This window comes from Microbacterium sp. (assembly GCF_049661145.1).
GTDB lineage: Bacteria > Actinomycetota > Actinomycetes > Actinomycetales > Microbacteriaceae > Microbacterium.
This window is the reverse complement of record NZ_JBASZT010000256.1, coordinates 12,889-30,943: the sequence shown is the minus strand read 5'-3', so window position 1 is coordinate 30,943 and position 18,055 is coordinate 12,889. Positions and strand designations below refer to the sequence as shown.

The window sequence follows — 18,055 nt, the reverse complement described above, 5'->3', positions numbered from 1 at the left end:
GGTGCGCGGTCAGCGGGTTCGGCTCCGACCGGCGGGGGCGCAACGGGCGCGAGGACCGGTCAGGGCCTGACCCCGTCGCCGAACCCGACCCGCAGTGCGACACCACCCGCACCACGCCCGGCATCCGCACCCACATCGTCCCCGCCGGTTCGGCCCGGTGGAAGGAGAACCCCATGAGCAACACAACTGCCTCTGACCCGCATCGTCCGGTCCGTCTTCCCCGCAGGTCTCGGCAGGGGATCGTGCTCGGGATGGACCCGTGGCAGCTGGCGTTCCTCGCCGCCGCGGCCGCGACAGTGCTGATCGGGGTGAACCGATTCGGGCCCCTCGGCCTCGTCTACGCCGCTCCTCTTTATCTGTTGCTGGGTGGCGCGTCGGTCGCGACATGGCATGGGGTATCGGCGCCGAAGATGGCGGGCCTGTGGGTGATGAAGCAGCTGCGGCACGTGGCGGGTGCGACGGAGCAGAAGTTCCGGCCCGAAGCTCCCCGTCTGGAGGGGACGTTGAATCTGCCGGGGGTGCGGGCGTCGATCCAGTTGTGGGAGTCGGGTGGGATGGCTTGCGTGTACAACCCGCAGGACCGGACGGTGTCGGTGACGGCGGAGCTCGAGGTGCAGGGGTTCTTGATGCACGACTCCCCGGAAAGGTACGACCTCGCCCAGCAGTGGTCGCGGGTGCTCGCGTCGTTCACGCAACGACCCGGAGTGAAGCGGGTGACGTTGCAGGAGCGGACCCTGCCGACCACGATCCGTCCCGCACGTGACCACTACGACACCGTCCGCACCCGGCAGCACCTCGACGCCGACTCCCCGGTCGCGGCGAACTATGCGGCGGTGATGGATCAGTCGGAGCGGTTCGCGGTCGCGCACCGCAACTACCTCACCTTCACCCTCGACCTGGTCGCCCTCGGCGCGCAGTTGAAGTCCCTCGGCGGCGGGCGCGACGCGATCATCACCCTCGCGACCATCGAAGCCGGCAACCTTGCCGACGCGCTCCACGCCGCCCGCATCCGGGTGCGGTCCTGGCTCAACCCGCGGCAGGTCGCCGCCCTCGCCCGGGTCGCATTCGACCCCGACTTCGCGGCGACCGTGCAGAACCGCACCGGCGCGCTTCAGGAAGGCGTCGATCCCGCCGGGATCGGCCCCATGTACCTCGAGGAGCCGAAGGGCCGTAACGGTGTCGTGCTGACGGACTCGGGGGCGCATTCGACGATGTGGATCCACGAATGGCCACGGTCAGACGCGCCCGTCGGGTTCGTGTCGCCGCTGGTGTTCGCCCGCCACCCCGGCACCGGCGAAGCGGTCACCCACATCTTCTCCATCGTTCTGACCCCGGTGCCGGTGAACCGGGCGCTCAAGCGGATCCGAGATGAGAAGAAGGTGTGGCGAGGCAACGAGCACCTCCGCGCCAAGCGGGGCGCGGAGGGGTCGGCGGCGGACGCGGCGGACTGGGACGCGCTGGAGAAGCAGGAGCAGGAGATCGTCGAAGGTCACGGCGAGTTCCGGTACGGCGGCTACCTCACCATCACCGCCCCCACCGAAGAGCAGCTGGATGCGGCGATCGCCGGCGCCCGCAACGCCCTGTCCCGGGCCGGGATGGAGGGGCAGATCCTGTACTGCCAGCAAGCCGAAGCGCTCATGGTCAACGCGCTCCCGGTCGGGTTGGGGATGCGGTGATGGGCCGCTCCTCGTTCTCCTTCGAACCCGAAGGTCTCTCCCGGAAGCAACGGCGCGCACTTCACCAGCAGACCCGCTCTGGCGAACGCACCGACACCACACCCCGCGGCACCCGCCGGGAACGGTCCCTCCCCGAACCTGCCGTGAGCGGTCCGTTCGGTCCCGGGATCAGTATCGGTGGGTATTGGAATCTGGCGAGGGTGGGGGTGCCGGCGCATCAGGCTACGTCGCAGCATTTGGCGGGGGTCTACCCGTTCGTCGCCGACGGTGGCCTCGGACACCGGGGACCCATCATCGGCGTCGACCTCAACGCCGACGCCCTCTGGCACTTCTCCCCCTGGGAGTCCTACGCCGACACCACCGACCGGGGCACGTTCTCCACCAACATCCTCGTCCTCGGCGCGTACCGGTCCGGCAAGTCCGCGACCGTGAAGACGCTCGTGACCCGGTCGCTCGCGTTCGGACATCAGGCCGTCGTGCCTTCCGATGCGAAAGGGGAATGGGTGGTCGTGGCCGACGCGATCCCCGGCGGCACCGTCATCCGTCTCGGCGGCGGCACCACCGCCCGCCTCAACCCCCTCGACCGCGGCCCCCGCCGCACCGGCACCACCGACGAGCAACACGAGCAGATGGTGAAACAGCGCCGCATCGCCACCCTCATCTCCCTCGTCCAGATGACCCTCGGCGGCACCCGCCTCACCGCCGTCGAACACGCCGTCATCCACGAAGCCCTCCACCGGTGCATCACCACCACCGGCGACCACCCCACGTTGCGCGGCGTGTACGAGCAGCTCGGGGTGATCGCGGCGGACGCGACCGGGGACTTCCGGCTCGCCGAGGCGGCCGTCCAGCCGCGGTTCGTGCTGCGCCGGTTCGTCGACGGCGACCTCTCCGGCCTGTTCGAAGACGAATCGACCGTCGCCTTCGATGACCAGGCCCCCATCGTCGTCGTCGACACGTCCGAGTTGTTCGCGCGCGGGGATCTGGTCGCGCAGCTCACGCAGGTGTGCACGACCGCGTGGATCCAGGCCGTGGTGTCCGACCGGTCCGCGCATCGCACCCGGTACGTCATCCGGGAAGAAGGGTGGCGGGACATGACCTCGCTCGCGTCGCTGCAGATGTACCAGCAGTGGCTGAAACTCAGTCGCCATTACGGGATCAGCAACATCGTCATCCTCCACAAGATGGGCGACCTCGACGCCGTCGGCGACGCCGACTCCCAAGAACGCAACCTCGCCTACTCGATCGCCGCCGACATCGAGAACAAGTTCATCTTCCGCTCCAACACCCAAGAACAACACGCCCTCCGCACCCGCCTGAACATGCCCGCACCCCACGTCGACATGGCCAGGCAGCTGCGGAAGGGCGAGTTCCTCGCATATGTCGGGCAGTACGCGTACCTCGTCGACTGCTTCGCGACCTCCACGCAGTGGGAGTACGACCTGTTCCAAACCGACGACGCCCTCACCACCCCAGACCGCGACACCGACACCACCCCACCCGCCGACCTCGACACCCTCTGGCCCACACCCACCAGCGAAACCACCGACCGAGTCGACGCGGAGCTGGACGGGTGGCTCACCTCCTGGAAGGAACTGTCATGACCCCCAGCTCGTCACACGCGCGGGCGTTCGCGACCGTCACCGGCCCCACCGCCCTCTACACCGGCGCCGACGGCACCCGCCACACCGTCCACGACGTCACCGACATCCGCATCGCGATCCTCAAACACGCCACCGACGACGCCCGCCGCACCGGAACCCCCGTCGAACTCGTCACCAGCGGCGACCACGGCCGCCACCACCTCCTCGTCCAAACGGACGGCACCCTCACACCGCTCACGGACACGACGGCAGCGGCCGAGGTCGGGCTCGCCGAGTTCGACGACCCTCCTCTCGAGGTTCCGGACTCACGCACTTCCGAACCTCCGGACTCTCCGACTCGGGAACTCCCGGAGGGCCGGACTCCCGACGTTCTGGACTCAGCCGCCGGGCTGACGGCGACGGTGGGTGGGCAGTTGAGCCGGCGCAGCTCTCGCGCCCCGGCCGAACGGGTCTCGTTCATCACCCCGGCCACCGATGCCCCGCCGGCCGCGACCGGGTGGCGCGGGTTCCTCGCCCGCATTGGGATGCGCGTCGGCCCATCCCCGTATGAGCTCGCGCGGAGCGAGTGGGAGCGGAAGGTGTCGCGGCAGTGGGCGGGATGCCGGACCATCGCCGTCGTCAACGGGAAAGGCGGCGTCGGGAAGACGATGACCACCGCGATGCTCGCCGCCGTCTACGCCCGCCACGGCGGAGGCAACGTCCTCGCCTGGGACAACAACGACACCCGTGGCACCCTCGGCTGGCGCACCGAACCCGGCCTTTACGACACCACCATCCGCGACCTCCTCCCCGCCGCCGAAACGCTCCTCAACCTGAACACCGGGGTCTCCGATATCACGCGGTACGTGCATCACCAGGGCGCGGACCGGTACGACGTGCTCCGCTCCAACCCCGAACTCCTCGCTGCCGACCAACGCCTCGGCACCGACCAGTTCGACCTCCTCATGAAAGTCGCAGCCCGCTTCTACCGGCTCGTCGTGTTCGACTCCGGCAACGACGAATCCTCCGACCGGTGGATCCGCATGATCGACTCCACCCGGCAGCTCGTCATCCCCACCCTCGCGTCCCCCGAATCCGCCGAATCCGCCCTGCTCCTCCTCGAGGCCCTCCGCGACCGCAGCAACGCCTCCCGCGATCTCGCCGATAACGCGATCGTCGTCGTCACCCAAGCCGAACCCCACGACGCCGCCCACGTCCGCGACATCGCCGCCGGCTTCACGCCCCACGTCCGCGCCGTCGAAACCATCCCCTTCGACCCCGCCCTCAAATCCGGGCCCCTCCGGTTCGAGAACCTGCGCCCCGCCACCCGCGACGCGTGGCTCCGCGTCGCCGCCGCCGCAACCGACACCCTCTAACCGCCAGAACCCGCGGAGGCAGTGATGAACGAAGCAGCCATCGGCAAAGCCATCGCCATCGGCATCGCCATCGCCGTCGTCCTCAGCCTGGGACTGGCCGCCGTCACCGCCCTGGTCACCGCGATCGCCTGCGGGTCACCTGCCGAGCCCGACATGCTGTTCTCCCCCCTCTGGCTCGCCCTCACCGGCGACCCCGCCACCTACGTCCCAAATGAGGCGTGCCCGCTCCCGGTTGCGGCGATCCGCATTGCGGACCTTGTGGCCGTGCTGCTGATCGCTGCCGGCCTGATCGCGGGCTGGGTCTGGTACGCCCGGTACCAGGAATCAGATCAGGCCTTCGTCGCGGACCTTCGCACGCGGCCCGGGTTCGCGACGTCGGCGGAGATTCGCCGACACCTGTCAGCGAAAGCGGCGCTGCGCCGCGCCCCACAGCTGCGCCGTGACATGCCCGCACCGAAGCCCACCGACGTCGGCTGGCGGGTAGGCGCCTCCCGCGGGAAGGACGTATACGTGTCGATCGAAGACTCCGTCGCCCTCGAGGGACCACCACGGTCGGGCAAGGGGTACCGGGTGCTGATCTCCGCGATCCTCGACTGGTCCGGCCCACTCATCACCACCTCCACCACCAACGACAACCTGACCGCGACGATGCGGATGCGTCAGCAGCGCGGCGACGTGTACGTGTTCGACCCGCAGGGGCTCTCCGGCATCCGCGACACCCTCCGCATCGACCTGATCGCAGGCTGCGAGGACCCGCTGATCGCCACCCAACGTGGCATGGCGATCGTCACTGGCACCGCCTTGGGACGCAGCAGTCAGAACGAAGAATGGGCGCAAGCGGCCGGGATCATCCTCAGTCGGCTGCTGCATGCGGCTGCCGTCGGTGGAGGCAGCATCGACAGCCTCTACGAGTGGGGGTCGAGCCCGACAGCGGCCCGCCACGCCGTCCCTCTCCTCCGCGAATCCGGTGCGCGCGGGTGGGCCGAAAGCCTGGAAGCGACCATCAACGGTGACGAGAAGCTGCTCTCCTCTATTTGGTTCGGTGTGCAGGGCGCCGTGGCACCGCTGGCGGTGCCGCAGGTGCGGGACAGTCTCAGCCCGCGGCCGGGCGACCGCGTGTTCGACCCGATCGAGTTTCTCAGCGGGGCCAACACCCTGTACCTGATCGGGTCCGCCGCCGGCGCGACCGCGATGGGCGGGTGGATCAGCGCCCTCCTGGACAACATCGTCGAAGTCGCCCGCACCCGCGCGCTCGCCTCACCGGGCTCTCGGCTGCCGCATCCGCTCGGGCTGATCCTGGATGAGATCGCGAACATGTTCCGGTGGGCGAACCTGCCCCGCACCATGGCCGATGGCGGAGGCCGCGGCATCTGCACCTTCGTCGTCCTGCAGGCCCTGTCCCAGGCCGAGACCGCGTGGTCCCGGGCCGAAGCCGACACGATCTGGGCGGCCGCGACCGCGAAAGTCATCCTCGGCGGCGCGTCCCACGTCACCCACCTGCGCGACATCGAGGCCCTCCTCGGCTCCCGCGACACCCGTCGGCAGCAGAAGTCATGGTCGACCGACCGGCCCGGACACAACACCACCCTCCTCAACGAGCGGCTTCCGCTGATGTCGATCGACGAGATCCGCAGGATGCCGCCAGAGATCGGTCTGCTCGCCTACCGGAACCGGCGCAGCGTGCTGCTGGACCTCACCGGCTGGGATCGTCGGCGCGATGCCCGCGACATCAAGTCGGGCAAGGCCACGACCGAGCAAGAGCAGCTGGCCACCTTCACGAGGCCGGCCCCGACCCCCATCCCTGAGGAGGCGGAATCATGACCGACAACCCCAATGCCGCAGTCGTCGCCGGCCTCTCCCGGCAGGTCGCCAGCGGCCCACCACGCACCCCCAGCTCGGCCCCTGATCCCGCCCAGTATGCGTCGCGTGTCGTGGACTGGCAGACCCTCACCGATGACCGCGCGCCGATCGAGTGGGCAGCTCTGTTCGCGTTCACCGAGTGGTTCGTCTACTCCTTCGAAGTCCCCACCAGCGTGGTTCCCAACTGCTGGTTCGAGCACCCCGTCCTCGTTGAAGAGCTCTCCGCGCTCCGGTCGGCCAGGCTCCTCTATCTCGACCCCGGCAACCGCGGCGAAGGGCCCTCCACCTTCCTGCAACTGGTCGCCAACGCGATGCCCCGCATCACCCGCGCTGGCAGTGGTTGCAGCCGCGAACACCACGGGCTCGCCCCCCGCCGCTTGCGGGACGGCACCGACATGGACAAATGGACCGCGTGGGTCGCCCAGTCCCACGCACACCCGGGCGCCACACAGGCCGCCCCCGACGAAAGGAAAATGAGCAATGTCGACCAAGATCCCGGTCACGATCGAGGGGAACCTCACCGGCGACCCCGAGCACGGCCAAGCTGACGCCGGCCGGTGGACACGGTTCACCGTCGCCGTCAACGACCGCCGCCTCAACGAGAACACCCGCCTGTGGGAAGACGCCGGCACCGTCTTCCACCGTGTCGTCGTGTTCAACCAGCAAGCCAGCCACGTCGCCGCATCCCTCCGCAAGGGAGACTCGGTCGTCGTCGCTGGCGAACTCCGGTTCGGCACCTACATCGACAAGGAGACCGGCAACAGTCGCGAAACCCGCGACATCGTCGCCGACAACGTCGGCGCCTCGCTGAAGTTCACCAACGTCGGAATCGACCGCGCCCCAAAAGCTAACGGCCCCGCTGCAACGGGGCCGGTAGCAGAACCGACGCGATACGCCGACTCCTCCCTCACCCGCTGATCCGGAACACACCAGGGCGGGCGAGAGTCACAGGCTACTCTCGCCCGCCCACCCCGTCGATCCCTCCCCACACCGGCGACCACCTGCCACCGTGACGAACACCGAAGAAGGACCCCATGAACATCCCCGTGAGCGCCGCAGCCGTCGTCCTCGCGCTCATCTGCCTCGCACTCGCCGTCCAACTCATCGCGGCCCTCACGGCCGTCATCACCCTCCACCCCCGAGCGGCGCTGCGCCACACCATCACCAGCGGCGCACTGCTGACCATCGGCACCGTCATCGCCGTCATCCTCGGCGCCACCACCGCCCCCACCGACTACTTTCCCGCCTGAGATGTCGGCGAGTTCGCGTTGATCAGCGAGGGGCCCAATGCACTTCGATCGTCTGCCAGATGACGTCAGCCACGCACACGCCGGTCTCGGTCTCCCGATAGAAGACATCCGTCGGGACCTCCTCACCGGAAAGCGCACTCGCCGACAGGCCCTCGAGGTTGATTCTCCAAGTCGCGTCCACCCCTGGCGCATCGACGGACGTCTCCGGGTCGGACTGCTCCGGCTCACCCGCGCTGAGCCCTTCCCACACTCCCGCGTCACCGAACACGGCCGCAGAATCTCTGCAGGCAAAGGCGTCTTGACCGCCCACATCAGCGGCGGCGATTAACTGCTCGGTGGTGTCGACCACGCGTGCACCATCGGGCCCCCACACCAGCGCGTTGATCGAACATCCGGTCAGGGCGACGAGCGACACACCCGCGATGCTCAAGGCCAACAGGGGACGTGGGTTCTTCACGCGGCCAACCTATCGAGGCCGGCGGCGGCCCGACCGAACTCACAGTCACCTCTGCGCTCCCGCCCCGCGAGTCCGCATCGCTCGATCGCAGGGCTACGTGGCGACTCTCTCACGCGTAGCAGTGGTGGACGTGCCAGCCTTCCGCGCCCGGGTACACGTCGAATACGAAGCTCTCCCCCTTCTCGTCCGTCGCCTGGAATCGCCACCCGTAGAACCCGCGGCCGGTGTTCGGTTCCGTGGCCCAGACGCTGTCGCGGATCCGAGTTGGCATGTCGGTGACTTGCCAACGTCGGCCGGCATAGAACATCCGAGTCGGGATGTCGTCGTCCATCCATAAGGCGAGATCGTGTTCTACATGCACTTGAACCATGGCATCCGAGTGTAGAACATTACTTCTACGCTCGATAGTGCTCGGAGCGGCTCTGGGCGGGGCGAGATCGGAGCGTGGGAGATGGGGACGAGTCGCAGGTATGCCGCCTCGGTCGACCGCGACATGGACAAGCGCATACTCGGCCGCATCGCTCATTCCGGGCCCCTGCAGACGCTGACGGCCGAGGAGTTGCAGTTGGATCGGACGCCGGTGACCATCGATCCGCAGCCGTCGAGGGTGCGGGCCTGGGTGCGGTTCGGGCCGGCGTCCGCGGAGGTCGACGCCGAGGCCTGCAGGTGGACCGACCGCGCCGTCGCGATCAGATTCCTCGTCGAGGATCAGGAGCAACGCTGCTGGGTGTGGCGCGGCGCCGTGAGGGACGCGCCTACCGGCTGAGCCCCCGGTTGCGGCTGGGCGTCGGCGCCACGCTCACTGCGGGTGGCGGTGGCTCCGACGCGATGGGTGCCGGGGTTCGCAAGCGAGCGCGCAGGACTTCCCCCGCCTCGTGCCGGGTCGACAGCAGCACACGCAGCGCCTCCCTGTCCGCTGCATCCGGTGTCGCCGAGTCGGCAGTGCGGGCGTCGCTGAGGGCATCGGCGGAGGCGGTGCGGGCGTCGGCGGCGGCGAGGGCGGCCGTGGCGTCGCGGATCCAGATGTCCAGGTGGGCGAGTTCGCTCTCGACGGGATCGCGGGCCGCGCGCTCCAGCTCGGTGCAGGCGGCACGTTGGGAGTCGTCGAGGGTGATCTCGGGAGTGCCTCGCATCATCACGTCGGCGAGGACTTCTATCGGAGTCTGGTGGGGTGGGACCAGAACGATCGCCTCGTTGTGGTGGCGTCCGCGGGTCATCCCGACGTATAGACCGGCCGCTCCGACGCCGGGGCCGACGACGCCGAGGTCCGTGGTCTCGCCCTGGACGCCGTGCACGGTTGACGCGTAGGCGAGGTGGAGGTGATCGGCGGCGTAGTCCGGTGTGACGATGCGGATATCGAGAGGATCTGTCGGGTTCTGCAGCGTCAGAGTCGTCGCGTCGATGGCGGCGACGGTCCAGATGGCGCGGTTCTCGACGTCGAAGGTGGTGTCGTTGCGGCGGGTCTGTACGGTGTCGCCGACGAGGATGCGTTGTTCGTCCATGCCGACCGCGATCGAGTCCAGGGTGAGTTCGCCGCGGTCGAGGCGCCGCTGTTGGATGGCGTCGTTGATGGCGTCAGCTTCGTCGTTGGTGGCTGTCACGAGTGCGATGCGCTGGTGCGTGTCCGTCGCTTGGAAGTAGCGGTCCACCATCATCTGCCGTGCCGCGCCGGCATGGGTGACGGCGTGCACTTCGCCGCGCGCCTCGAGCTGCTGCGCAACCAGGACAGCATCCGCGCGCGAAACCGGCTCCCGAAGCCGGAGTGTGAGGGCCGCGTACTCGGGATCTCGGAACCGGTGAATAGCCTGCAGCTCCACCACCGCGCCGCTGCGGCGGGCCATGCACCCCATCGCCCCCGAGTGCCCGACCGGGAGTGCTTGCAGGTGATCGCCCACCATCGCCAGTTGTGCGCCGGTCTCCTCGGCCACGATTGCGAGTGCGCGCGCCGCGTGCAGGTCGACCATGCCCGCCTCGTCGATCACGATCCGATCCCCCGGTCGCAACGGGTACCGGCGCGGCCCCGCGTAGACCCCCATCTCTTCGACATCGCCGACGGATGCCCGCGTCCACTGCTCCATGCCGGCGTCGTCATACCCCCACCGCCAGCCGTAGTCGGCGAGCAACGCGTGGAGGCTGGAGGCGGTCACGCCGACCTCACGGGCGGCGACCGAGGCAGCCTTCTTCGTGGGAGCGACGACCACCATGCGACGACTCTGCAGTCGCAGCGCTTCACCGGCAACGCGGAGCATCGTCGTCTTCCCTGCCCCCGCAGGCCCGGTCACTGTCACCAGCCGGTTGGTGCCGGCGATAACCCGCGCGGCGTCGACCTGCCCCTCATCGAGGGCATCGGTGCCGACCGTGTCCGCGACCATGCCGACCACGTCGGAGGTGAGGTCGGTACCGGCCACGTTCAGCCGGTCGAACCGCGCCGCCAACTCGACCTTCAGCTCGGCGACGTGGCGAGCCATGAACGCCTTCACATGCTGCGGGCGATCCGGGTCCGCGCCCAGCAGGTCGACGACCTCCGTAAGTGCGCCCGCAACGACGTCGTCGATCAGCGGTTGCAGTGCGTCTCGAGTCGCAACGATCCCAGAGGCGGCAACAGCGCGCGTAGCACCGGCGCGGACATCGACCATGCTGAAGCGGCCGCCCGACGCAGACGAACGCTGGTCCGCATCCACGAGCGCCATCATCATCAGCAACTCACGATCCAGTCCCGCCAGGACGGTCTCCCCCACGGCACGCCGAGCGTCCTCGATCAACATCGGGTCGATCGCCGCGATCTCATCGCGGATGAGTTGGGCCCAGTCATCCTCGTCGACGACCCGCGGTTTCGCCGGCCGGTCCTTCGACCAAGCGAACCGGTCGATCTGCCGCAGCACCTCCCAGTCCGGCTCCTGACCAGGATGCGCCGCACGCCACCCGGCCAGCTTCACCGCACGGTTGGCCTCAATCTGATTCGCCCGCCGCGACAACGGCCGCACCGCGTGCGCGACCTCCGCGACCTCACCCGCCGCATTGAGCGTGTAGCCGTGCCGCGCCAATGCGCTCACCCACTCAGGGTCGGTGCGCGCCGCGAGCTCACCCTCCGCGTTGATCAACGTGTGCAGCTTCATGGCGACCCGGGAGTCGACATTCGACCACGCGCCATCTCGCCCCTGCACCTTCACACTCAGCCACAGATGCCGATGGATGTGGGGATCCAGGGCACGCGAGCGCCGGTGCTGCAGCTCGACCACCTCCAGTCGGTGGATGCCCTCACGGAACCGCCCGCCGGCGCCGCGGCGCGCGTTCAGCTCGCGCTGCCAGATCCGGATCACGCGCTCTCGAAGGCGGTCCTGCAACGCCTCGAACTCCGCCGCCAAATCCTCATGCAGCAGCGCGACCAGGCTGAACGACTTCGGCGCATTGATCGTCCCGTCCAGAAGCAGGTCCGCCTGCGGCGACGACAAGTCACGCCCACGCCGCGCCCCCGACTCCGGATCGAACCCGCCCACCCACTGAGTCAACTGCTCGCGAGTGAGCTCGTCGGAGGTTATTGAGCCGTCCGTCACCGTGAACCTGGTGACGGTGCGTTCCGCGGACTCGCTGTAGGTAGCGAGGGCCTCCACGCCGCTCGAGAGGCGCATCGACGCATCACACGAGCCCTCCAGTGCATACGCCATCGCCGACCGCACCCCGTGCGATTCAACCCCGCGCTTCCAGCGCTCCAGCCCGCCGCGCATGCGCCCACCATACGCTTGATCCGCATATCCACGCCACGGATACACAGAAAGTGCCTGCGTGCATTGCTGGTTTCGTTGCTGGCCGACGTCAGCGAGCTCGAGGCGGGTTCCGAAGAGGAGTGACCGCGACAGTGACGTCGGCGAGCGAGGTGTCTGAGGCGTCAGCTGGCGCGCGTTTGGCGCACCGCTCTTGCGACTTCGACCGAACAGGTCATCTGAGACACCGCGGCAAGCTCGTCCGATCTACTCACCAGACAACTACTGCGCGGACGCAAGAGGACCGGCTTGCGTTCACCAGCCAGCGAGTTCCGTCGCTAGCCGCAACCGCCATCAGCGTGCAGAGCGACAACTCGGGAGACTCGGCGAAGCGCTCGAAGTTCTTCAGCCGATGCCGGACGATACCCTGGCAGGCCACCCACACTCCACCGCGAAGGCCAGCATGTTGCTCATCTCCCCCTTGCTCACCCACGCGATGTACATCGAGGTCTTTGCAGGTGAAGACCGGGTCGGGTCGGGGACAGGATTCATCGTCGAGGGCCCATCCGGAAGGATGTTGGTTTCGAACCGACACGTAGTAGTAGGGCGCGAGCCCGAAACAAACGCATACAAGGACCCTCAGGGCCGTCAGCCGACGAGGATTCGAGTGTCGTCGATCAACGAACTGGTGCAGACCGTCTCGGTGGATCTCAACCTGTTCGACGACGACAGAAACGAACTGTGGGTCGAGCATCCGACCTATGCCCATCGGCTCGATCTCGTAGGACTGCCGTGGCCGCACGGCCTCTTCACGAGTACGGCCACGGGCCGAATGTACGCCTCGGGTGCCCCTGTCCAAATTCGGGTACCAGCGCCCGTAATCGTCCTTGGATATCCGCTTCGGTTTCACGGCGGGGTCGAGGGACTTCCAGTCGCGGTCAGCGGCATCCTAGCCAGCACGCCCGGTCTACCCATCAATGGGGACCTCCCCCGCTTTCTCATCGACAGTCGCACGCGTAGTGGCCTTTCGGGGGCGCCCGTGATCTTCTATTCGGAGGGTGCTCCCTTGATCAATGAGCAGGGGACACTCTCGATCGGATCGCAGACTCAGCCGTACGAGCTACTGGGGATCTACAGCGGACGCATCCGCGACGATGCCGACATCGGGTACGTGATCACCACGGCTGCGATCTCGGAGATGATCCACCACCCGGCGCAAGGGGTGCTCCTGGTCCGTGAATCTGATTGACGACGGGTTGAGTGCGAGAGAGCGCCGGCCTACGGGCTGGTCTACGCGCCGGACGGGACGGGGTAGCTCACCGAAGAAGCACATCGGTGCGGGGACTCCCTGCGGCTGCGCCCAGCTCGACGCAGGGAGATTCCGAGCGAGTTGAGGACTCAGCGCCGTCACGGCCGAAGACAGGATGACTCGCTGCGTGCCGTAGCGTGCGGCGTCCCTGGAAGATCCAGAATGTGGGAATGGATCAGATTCGGCAGTATGGGCGGGACTCGGACCACGAAGCCGTGCTCGCACTGACGGAACGATTGAGCCTCATCATCGGAGACTCCGGCATTGGCAAGTCTGCGTTCTTGTCAACGTTGGACGAGTACTGGCCATCCCACGCTCTCATCAGCCGACCGATCGTGTTGAAGTCCGTCGAAGGCGCGCTGCAAAATGCGATCGCCGACGGGATAAGTGATTGCATCGCGACATTTCTTCGTGACGACTCGCAGTCGAGGCATGCGTGGACGGTCATCAACGCGATCGCCCGGCGGGCAGGCCGCGTGACTGGCAGAGAGATCGGTGCTGCGGTCGTCAGTAGCGCCGTCGAGCTGCTGGAGTCGAAGCTAGGCAAGGAAGCTGTATCTCTAGGAAGAGCGGTACTGGGCGATGCGCTCAAGGGTGGCGCGCTCGGTCTTGACGATCGCCTTTCATCAATTCGGGCTACGGATCTAGCGCAGGAACTCTGCGGCTTGTTAGCGGAGCTCAGCGAGACAACGCAACGGCCTGTCGTCATCCGCTTAGACAACGCAGAGAGGCTTAGCCCGCCTGATCATCGCTTGCTCGCTGAACTGGCGTCGGCGTTGTCAGGCGACGTCCGCCTCATTGTTTGCGTGACTCCGCACCACGCAGAGGGTGACGAAGTTGTGCGACTTACCCAATCTCGCGGAGCAGGGTCTCACAGCTTGCAGGCACTTTCCCGTGCCGCGATCGATGAGTGGCTAGGGCAGGCTAGGGTTCCACGGTCGCAATGGGACGCAATCGCCCGACTGTCCAGCGGCTACCCCTTCTTCGTCGACGATGCTGTACGAGCCGTAGCGCACGGTGGGTCCCTCGACGAGATCAACGCGCCAGACGGCTTCGATGCGCTCATGCGGGATACGTGGTCGCGTGTCTCCTTGCCGATCCAGCACATCGTGGTTCGGCTGTCCGCGTTCATCGACCCACCTCCGGACGAGTTCGTCGCTGCCCACTTGGGTCAGGACCCCCTCCAATGGGGTCTCACGCGCAGGAGTCTTGTTGATCTCGGAGTATTCGTTCAGCGTGCCGATGGGCGGCTCTGGTTTCACGATCGTCGGCGAGACTTCATCTGGCGCCGGGTGCTCGATATCACTCAACGCTCATACGTTGCTAGAGAGGCGCTTGTAGCGCTGACGGAAGCACTCGAGAGCGAGGAGATAGTTCCTGAGTGGTTGCCGCCATCGGCTGCTCTTCTCTCGCGATGCTCCGTGCGGCCTGATGGGGATGACCTCAGCTCTGTGCTCGCAATGACCGACGCGTCGATCGCGGTGTTGTGGGCGCTTCTTGAAGTGATGGAACCTGATGGTCAATGGCGCGGGTTCGTGGGGATTCCAGAGGTACTGAGGTACGCCGAAGCGCGCGCAAAGATCCAAATCGATCCACTAGAGGCGATTGAGTCGCTCGAGCGGTGGGGACTGATCAAAGCGGTGGAACTCGAGGACACCAGGCTCATCCGGGCCACGATTCCTAATGCGATCGAGTACGCAACATTGCTAGGCGAGATCTACCTCCGCTTCCACGCGACTCCACGCCCTGGCTTTGCGAGTCACGCGTTCACTCGACACATACGGCCGCAGCTTCCGGGTTTCGATCGCGCGGTAATTTCGCTGGGGCGAGCGACGTTGCTCGATCACAAGGAAAACGTGGCGGCTCTACGCGATCCGAAGACATTCCGCATGGAGTCGGACACTCCTGCTCTCGGCGCGACGATCATCGTGGACGAACAGCCTGTGAGCTTCACTGCGAAGTTTTCAACGTGGGAGCAGCGTGATGCCGCGGTAGACAAACTCGAGACGTTCTCCGTAACCTCGCCGTACGTTGACGTTGAGCGGTTGGTTCCCCTCCCGCAGGCGCGCATCAGATACGGGACCTATCGCGAGGGTGTTGCTGCCAGCGAACTGAAGCTCGTCAGTACGACTGTTGCGAATGCTGCGGACATCGCCGATTACCTTGACCTGCTAGTCGCCTGTGCAGGCGCCTTGCGGCAGGTCAGCACGCACGAAGAACTGGAAGTCTTGGGCTTAGGAGGGCGCCGCTACCTGCTCGACGGACAGGGCGCACCTGAGAGATGGACGACATATGAACTGTCCACGGATTCAAGCGCACGAACTCGACAACTTCCCTCGGAGTTGATCGTCTCGCCGAGAGATCCGCTCTTCGAGGTGCGTCTACGAGCAGATGGGTACCTGCACGGACAGGAGCGCATATTGCGGACGACGTCACACTTCCGAAGCACCGGATCAATCGAGCACCCGATGACCACTCTGCTCGAATCGATAGACAAGGTAGGCCGGTCCTTCAACTCAGGTCTGCGTTCCGTCCTCGTTCCTGCGAAAGCAAACCTGATCCAAGGGGAGATCAGGCGAGAACGGGAACGCGTTTGGGCGATCGCTGACGCCTTATCCGCCGCTGGACTTGTCGACCATCCGCCGAGGCGACGGTCACTGATGATTAGCTTTGCCGAACACAAGGAGCCGGCGTTCCGCACCGACTTCGGTAGTTGGTTCGCAACAGTTCTGGAGGTAGACGACGGCAAGGGCGAGGTCGTCGTGCTGGAGGAGACGAATCCCGCCCGCTCCAACCGCGAGTGGGGCGCTCCAGTCCCGGCCGAGTTCGAGACACATGCCGGAGCAGAGGTCGTTCGTCGACACGATGGCTTTGCGGATGCAGTCCTTGGTCCCCTGCTTGGGTTTGGTCGCGATGACCGTCTTCACTTCACCGACTTGGAGTCTCCGCTGGGGAAAATGCTTCGCGGCTCGCGCTCCTACGACGTGTTGGGGATCTCCCCGAAGGGGATTCATCGCGGAAACCCCTCGTGAGCTGATGCTAGGCGTCGCCCGCCACATCGCCCTACCGCGCATCGCACGGTTGCGGATGGTAGGAGCGCCTCCGACGACGTCGCTTGCCGACTGCCTTGCTGGGGAACTTCGACTCGTGCCACCGTTCTCGTCAGAGGACGCCTGTGTCGTGTTGCACCATTCCAGCGACGACGGTGCGGACGATTTGCGCGGACAGCAGCGACTCCACTCCCTGCGTGAATGGGTCGGCGTCGATGACGGCGAAGTCTGCGGCGAGGTTCGTCTCGAGACGTCCGCGCGTGTTCTCCTCGCCGACGGAGGTTGCGGCATCCCGGGTCGCATGCCGGAGCGCCTCATCGAGTGGGAGCGCGTACCGGGGGTGGATTGGCGGAGCGGAGGCATCGAGCGCCGAGCGTCGCGTCGCGGCGATATATAGGTTGTCGAGCGCATGGTGTGGCGCTGTGGGCGCATCCGTGGAGAACGCGAGGAGTGCCCCGGCCTCCACGTACTCGGGCCACGCAAATGCGCGATCGACGCGGTCATCACCGAGCATGGCCGCCCAGTTGTCGAAGATCGCGGGGTCGGCGTGCACGGGCTGCATCGATGCGGTGACCCCGAGCCGCGCCATCCGCTCCGCGGTCCCGGGGGCTGCGTATTCGAGGTGCTCGATTCGGTGTCGACGCTGAAGGTCGCCGTTCGCCTGCACGGCGTGTTCCAGCGCGTCGAGGGCGATGTCGCTGGCGAGGTCCCCGATCGCGTGGAGTGCGATCTGGAGACCAGCTGCGTCCGCGGCGGTGACCACCGGGGTGATGGCGGTGAGTGACCAGATCGGCTGGGCGTTCGTGCCGTCGGCGTAGGGATGCCGCATCGCGGCGGTGCAGGCGTCGATGACCCCGTCGACGACAAGTTTGATGCCGACGATCCGCAGCCATGGCGACCGCACGGTGCGCGCGAGCTCGGTGGCGCGGGAAACCTGCGCGAGGTTCGCGTCGTCGTCGCCGGTGTTCTCGATGAACCAGTGCGCGGCGATGCGGATCGGCAGCACGCCGCCGCGCCGTTCCGACGCGCGCTGGAGGGCTGCCAGGCCGAGTTCGTCGAACGCCATGTCGACTGCGCCGGTCACACCGGCGGCGGAGTATGCGGCGAGGGTGCGCTCGACCGCGGCATCGCGGTCGGCGTCGCTGGTCGCGTCGGCGAGGAATGCCCACGCGTGGGCGTGGGCGGCGGTCTCGTACAGCATGCCGTTCGGCTCGCCGTCGGCATCGCGGCCGATGCTCCCGCCGTGCGGGTCGGGTGTGTCGCGCGTGATGCCGAGTTCGACCAGGGCGGCGGAGTTCACCCAGCAGGAGTGGTAGTCATTCGCGTCGAGGTAGACCGGCACGTCGGGCACGGCCTCGTCGAGCATCGCCGCGGTCGGGGTGCCGTCGGGCACGGAGTCGAATAGCCAGCCCCGGCCGAGCAGCCGCGTGGGTTTCGGTTGGGTCGCGCGTGCCTGACGCAATCGCTGTTGGATCGTCGCGAGGTTGCGTGCGTCGGTGAGTCCGACCTTGCTCAGCGCCTCTCCCATCGCGATGAGGTGGGTGTGCGCGTCGGTGAAGCCTGGGACCAGCAGTCGCCCGCCGAGGTCGACGGAGTCGGCATCCGCCCCCGCGATCGCGGCGGCTGCTGTGGCGTCCCCGGCGAACACGATCGTGTCGCCGTCGACGACGAGTGCCTCCGCCCACGTATCGGTCCCCGCCGTGAAGATCCGGCCACCGCTGTAGATTGTCGAGGTCACGCCGCCACCTGCTGCTCGCGCGCCAGAGCGTCCGCGGCGGTGGTGTTCGCTGCCG

General features: G+C 67.1%; 14 protein-coding genes. 10 read left to right on the top strand and 4 right to left on the bottom strand.

From position 1 onward, the window contains the following. The 7 genes from WBP48_RS11035 to WBP48_RS11005 all read left to right on the top strand — a co-directional run. Positions 1–1,676, top strand: a 1,676-nt coding sequence (locus tag WBP48_RS11035; protein WP_424440328.1) for an SCO6880 family protein, incomplete at its 5' end; no start/stop codon positions are given. 206 nt (positions 1,677–1,882) lie between these two features. Continuing rightward, positions 1,883–3,280, top strand: coding sequence for a hypothetical protein (locus tag WBP48_RS11030; RefSeq protein ID WP_424440325.1), 1,398 nt, complete (start codon positions 1,883–1,885; stop codon positions 3,278–3,280). Continuing rightward, a complete protein-coding gene (locus WBP48_RS11025) occupies positions 3,277–4,635 on the top strand; it encodes a ParA family protein (protein ID WP_424440322.1) in 1,359 nt (452 codons plus the stop codon). Before WBP48_RS11030 ends, WBP48_RS11025 begins: the two co-directional genes overlap by 4 nt. A gap of 24 nt (positions 4,636–4,659) precedes the next feature. Then, positions 4,660–6,456, top strand: a complete 1,797-nt coding sequence (locus WBP48_RS11020; RefSeq protein ID WP_424440319.1) for a type IV secretory system conjugative DNA transfer family protein — start codon at positions 4,660–4,662, stop codon at positions 6,454–6,456. Further along, positions 6,453–7,043 carry a hypothetical protein gene (locus WBP48_RS11015; RefSeq protein ID WP_424440316.1) on the top strand — a complete coding sequence of 197 codons (591 nt, stop codon included), beginning with the start codon at positions 6,453–6,455 and terminating at the stop codon, positions 7,041–7,043. The genes WBP48_RS11020 and WBP48_RS11015 overlap by 4 nt, the downstream gene beginning before the upstream one ends. Further along, on the top strand, positions 6,976–7,413 hold the full coding sequence (locus tag WBP48_RS11010) for a single-stranded DNA-binding protein (RefSeq protein WP_424440313.1): 438 nt from the start codon (positions 6,976–6,978) through the stop codon (positions 7,411–7,413). Before WBP48_RS11015 ends, WBP48_RS11010 begins: the two co-directional genes overlap by 68 nt. 116 nt (positions 7,414–7,529) lie before the next feature. After that, entirely contained in the window at positions 7,530–7,745 is a 216-nt protein-coding gene (locus WBP48_RS11005; RefSeq protein WP_424440310.1) for a hypothetical protein, read from the top strand. Between the two features lie 22 nt (positions 7,746–7,767). On the opposite strand, the gene WBP48_RS11000 is transcribed toward WBP48_RS11005, so the two are convergent. Together WBP48_RS11000 and WBP48_RS10995 are read right to left on the bottom strand one after the other, a co-directional pair. Then, positions 7,768–8,202, bottom strand: coding sequence for a hypothetical protein (locus tag WBP48_RS11000; protein ID WP_424440307.1), 435 nt, complete (start codon positions 8,200–8,202; stop codon positions 7,768–7,770). Between the two features lie 109 nt (positions 8,203–8,311). Next, the gene (locus WBP48_RS10995) at positions 8,312–8,473 is read right to left on the bottom strand and encodes a hypothetical protein (protein WP_424440304.1); all 162 of its coding nucleotides are present in this window, start codon (positions 8,471–8,473) and stop codon (positions 8,312–8,314) included. A gap of 180 nt (positions 8,474–8,653) precedes the next feature. Between WBP48_RS10995 and WBP48_RS10990 the strand changes: the two genes are divergently transcribed. Continuing rightward, positions 8,654–8,968 carry a hypothetical protein gene (locus tag WBP48_RS10990; protein WP_424440302.1) on the top strand — a complete coding sequence of 105 codons (315 nt, stop codon included), beginning with the start codon at positions 8,654–8,656 and terminating at the stop codon, positions 8,966–8,968. Here the strand turns inward: WBP48_RS10990 and WBP48_RS10985 are convergent. Beyond that, positions 8,958–11,927 carry an AAA family ATPase gene (locus WBP48_RS10985; RefSeq protein ID WP_424440299.1) on the bottom strand — a complete coding sequence of 990 codons (2,970 nt, stop codon included), beginning with the start codon at positions 11,925–11,927 and terminating at the stop codon, positions 8,958–8,960. The genes WBP48_RS10990 and WBP48_RS10985 overlap by 11 nt on opposite strands. 439 nt (positions 11,928–12,366) lie before the next feature. Between WBP48_RS10985 and WBP48_RS10980 the strand changes: the two genes are divergently transcribed. Together WBP48_RS10980 and WBP48_RS10975 are read left to right on the top strand one after the other, a co-directional pair. After that, positions 12,367–13,152, top strand: coding sequence for a hypothetical protein (locus WBP48_RS10980; RefSeq protein ID WP_424440296.1), 786 nt, complete (start codon positions 12,367–12,369; stop codon positions 13,150–13,152). Positions 13,153–13,382: 230 nt separating this feature from the next. Next, entirely contained in the window at positions 13,383–16,244 is a 2,862-nt protein-coding gene (locus WBP48_RS10975) for an AAA family ATPase (protein ID WP_424440293.1), read from the top strand. Positions 16,245–16,374: 130 nt separating this feature from the next. Here WBP48_RS10975 and WBP48_RS10970 read toward each other — a convergent pair whose 3' ends face one another. Continuing rightward, positions 16,375–18,000, bottom strand: a complete 1,626-nt coding sequence (locus WBP48_RS10970) for an amidohydrolase (protein ID WP_424440290.1) — start codon at positions 17,998–18,000, stop codon at positions 16,375–16,377. Between the last annotated feature and the right edge of the window lie 55 nt (positions 18,001–18,055).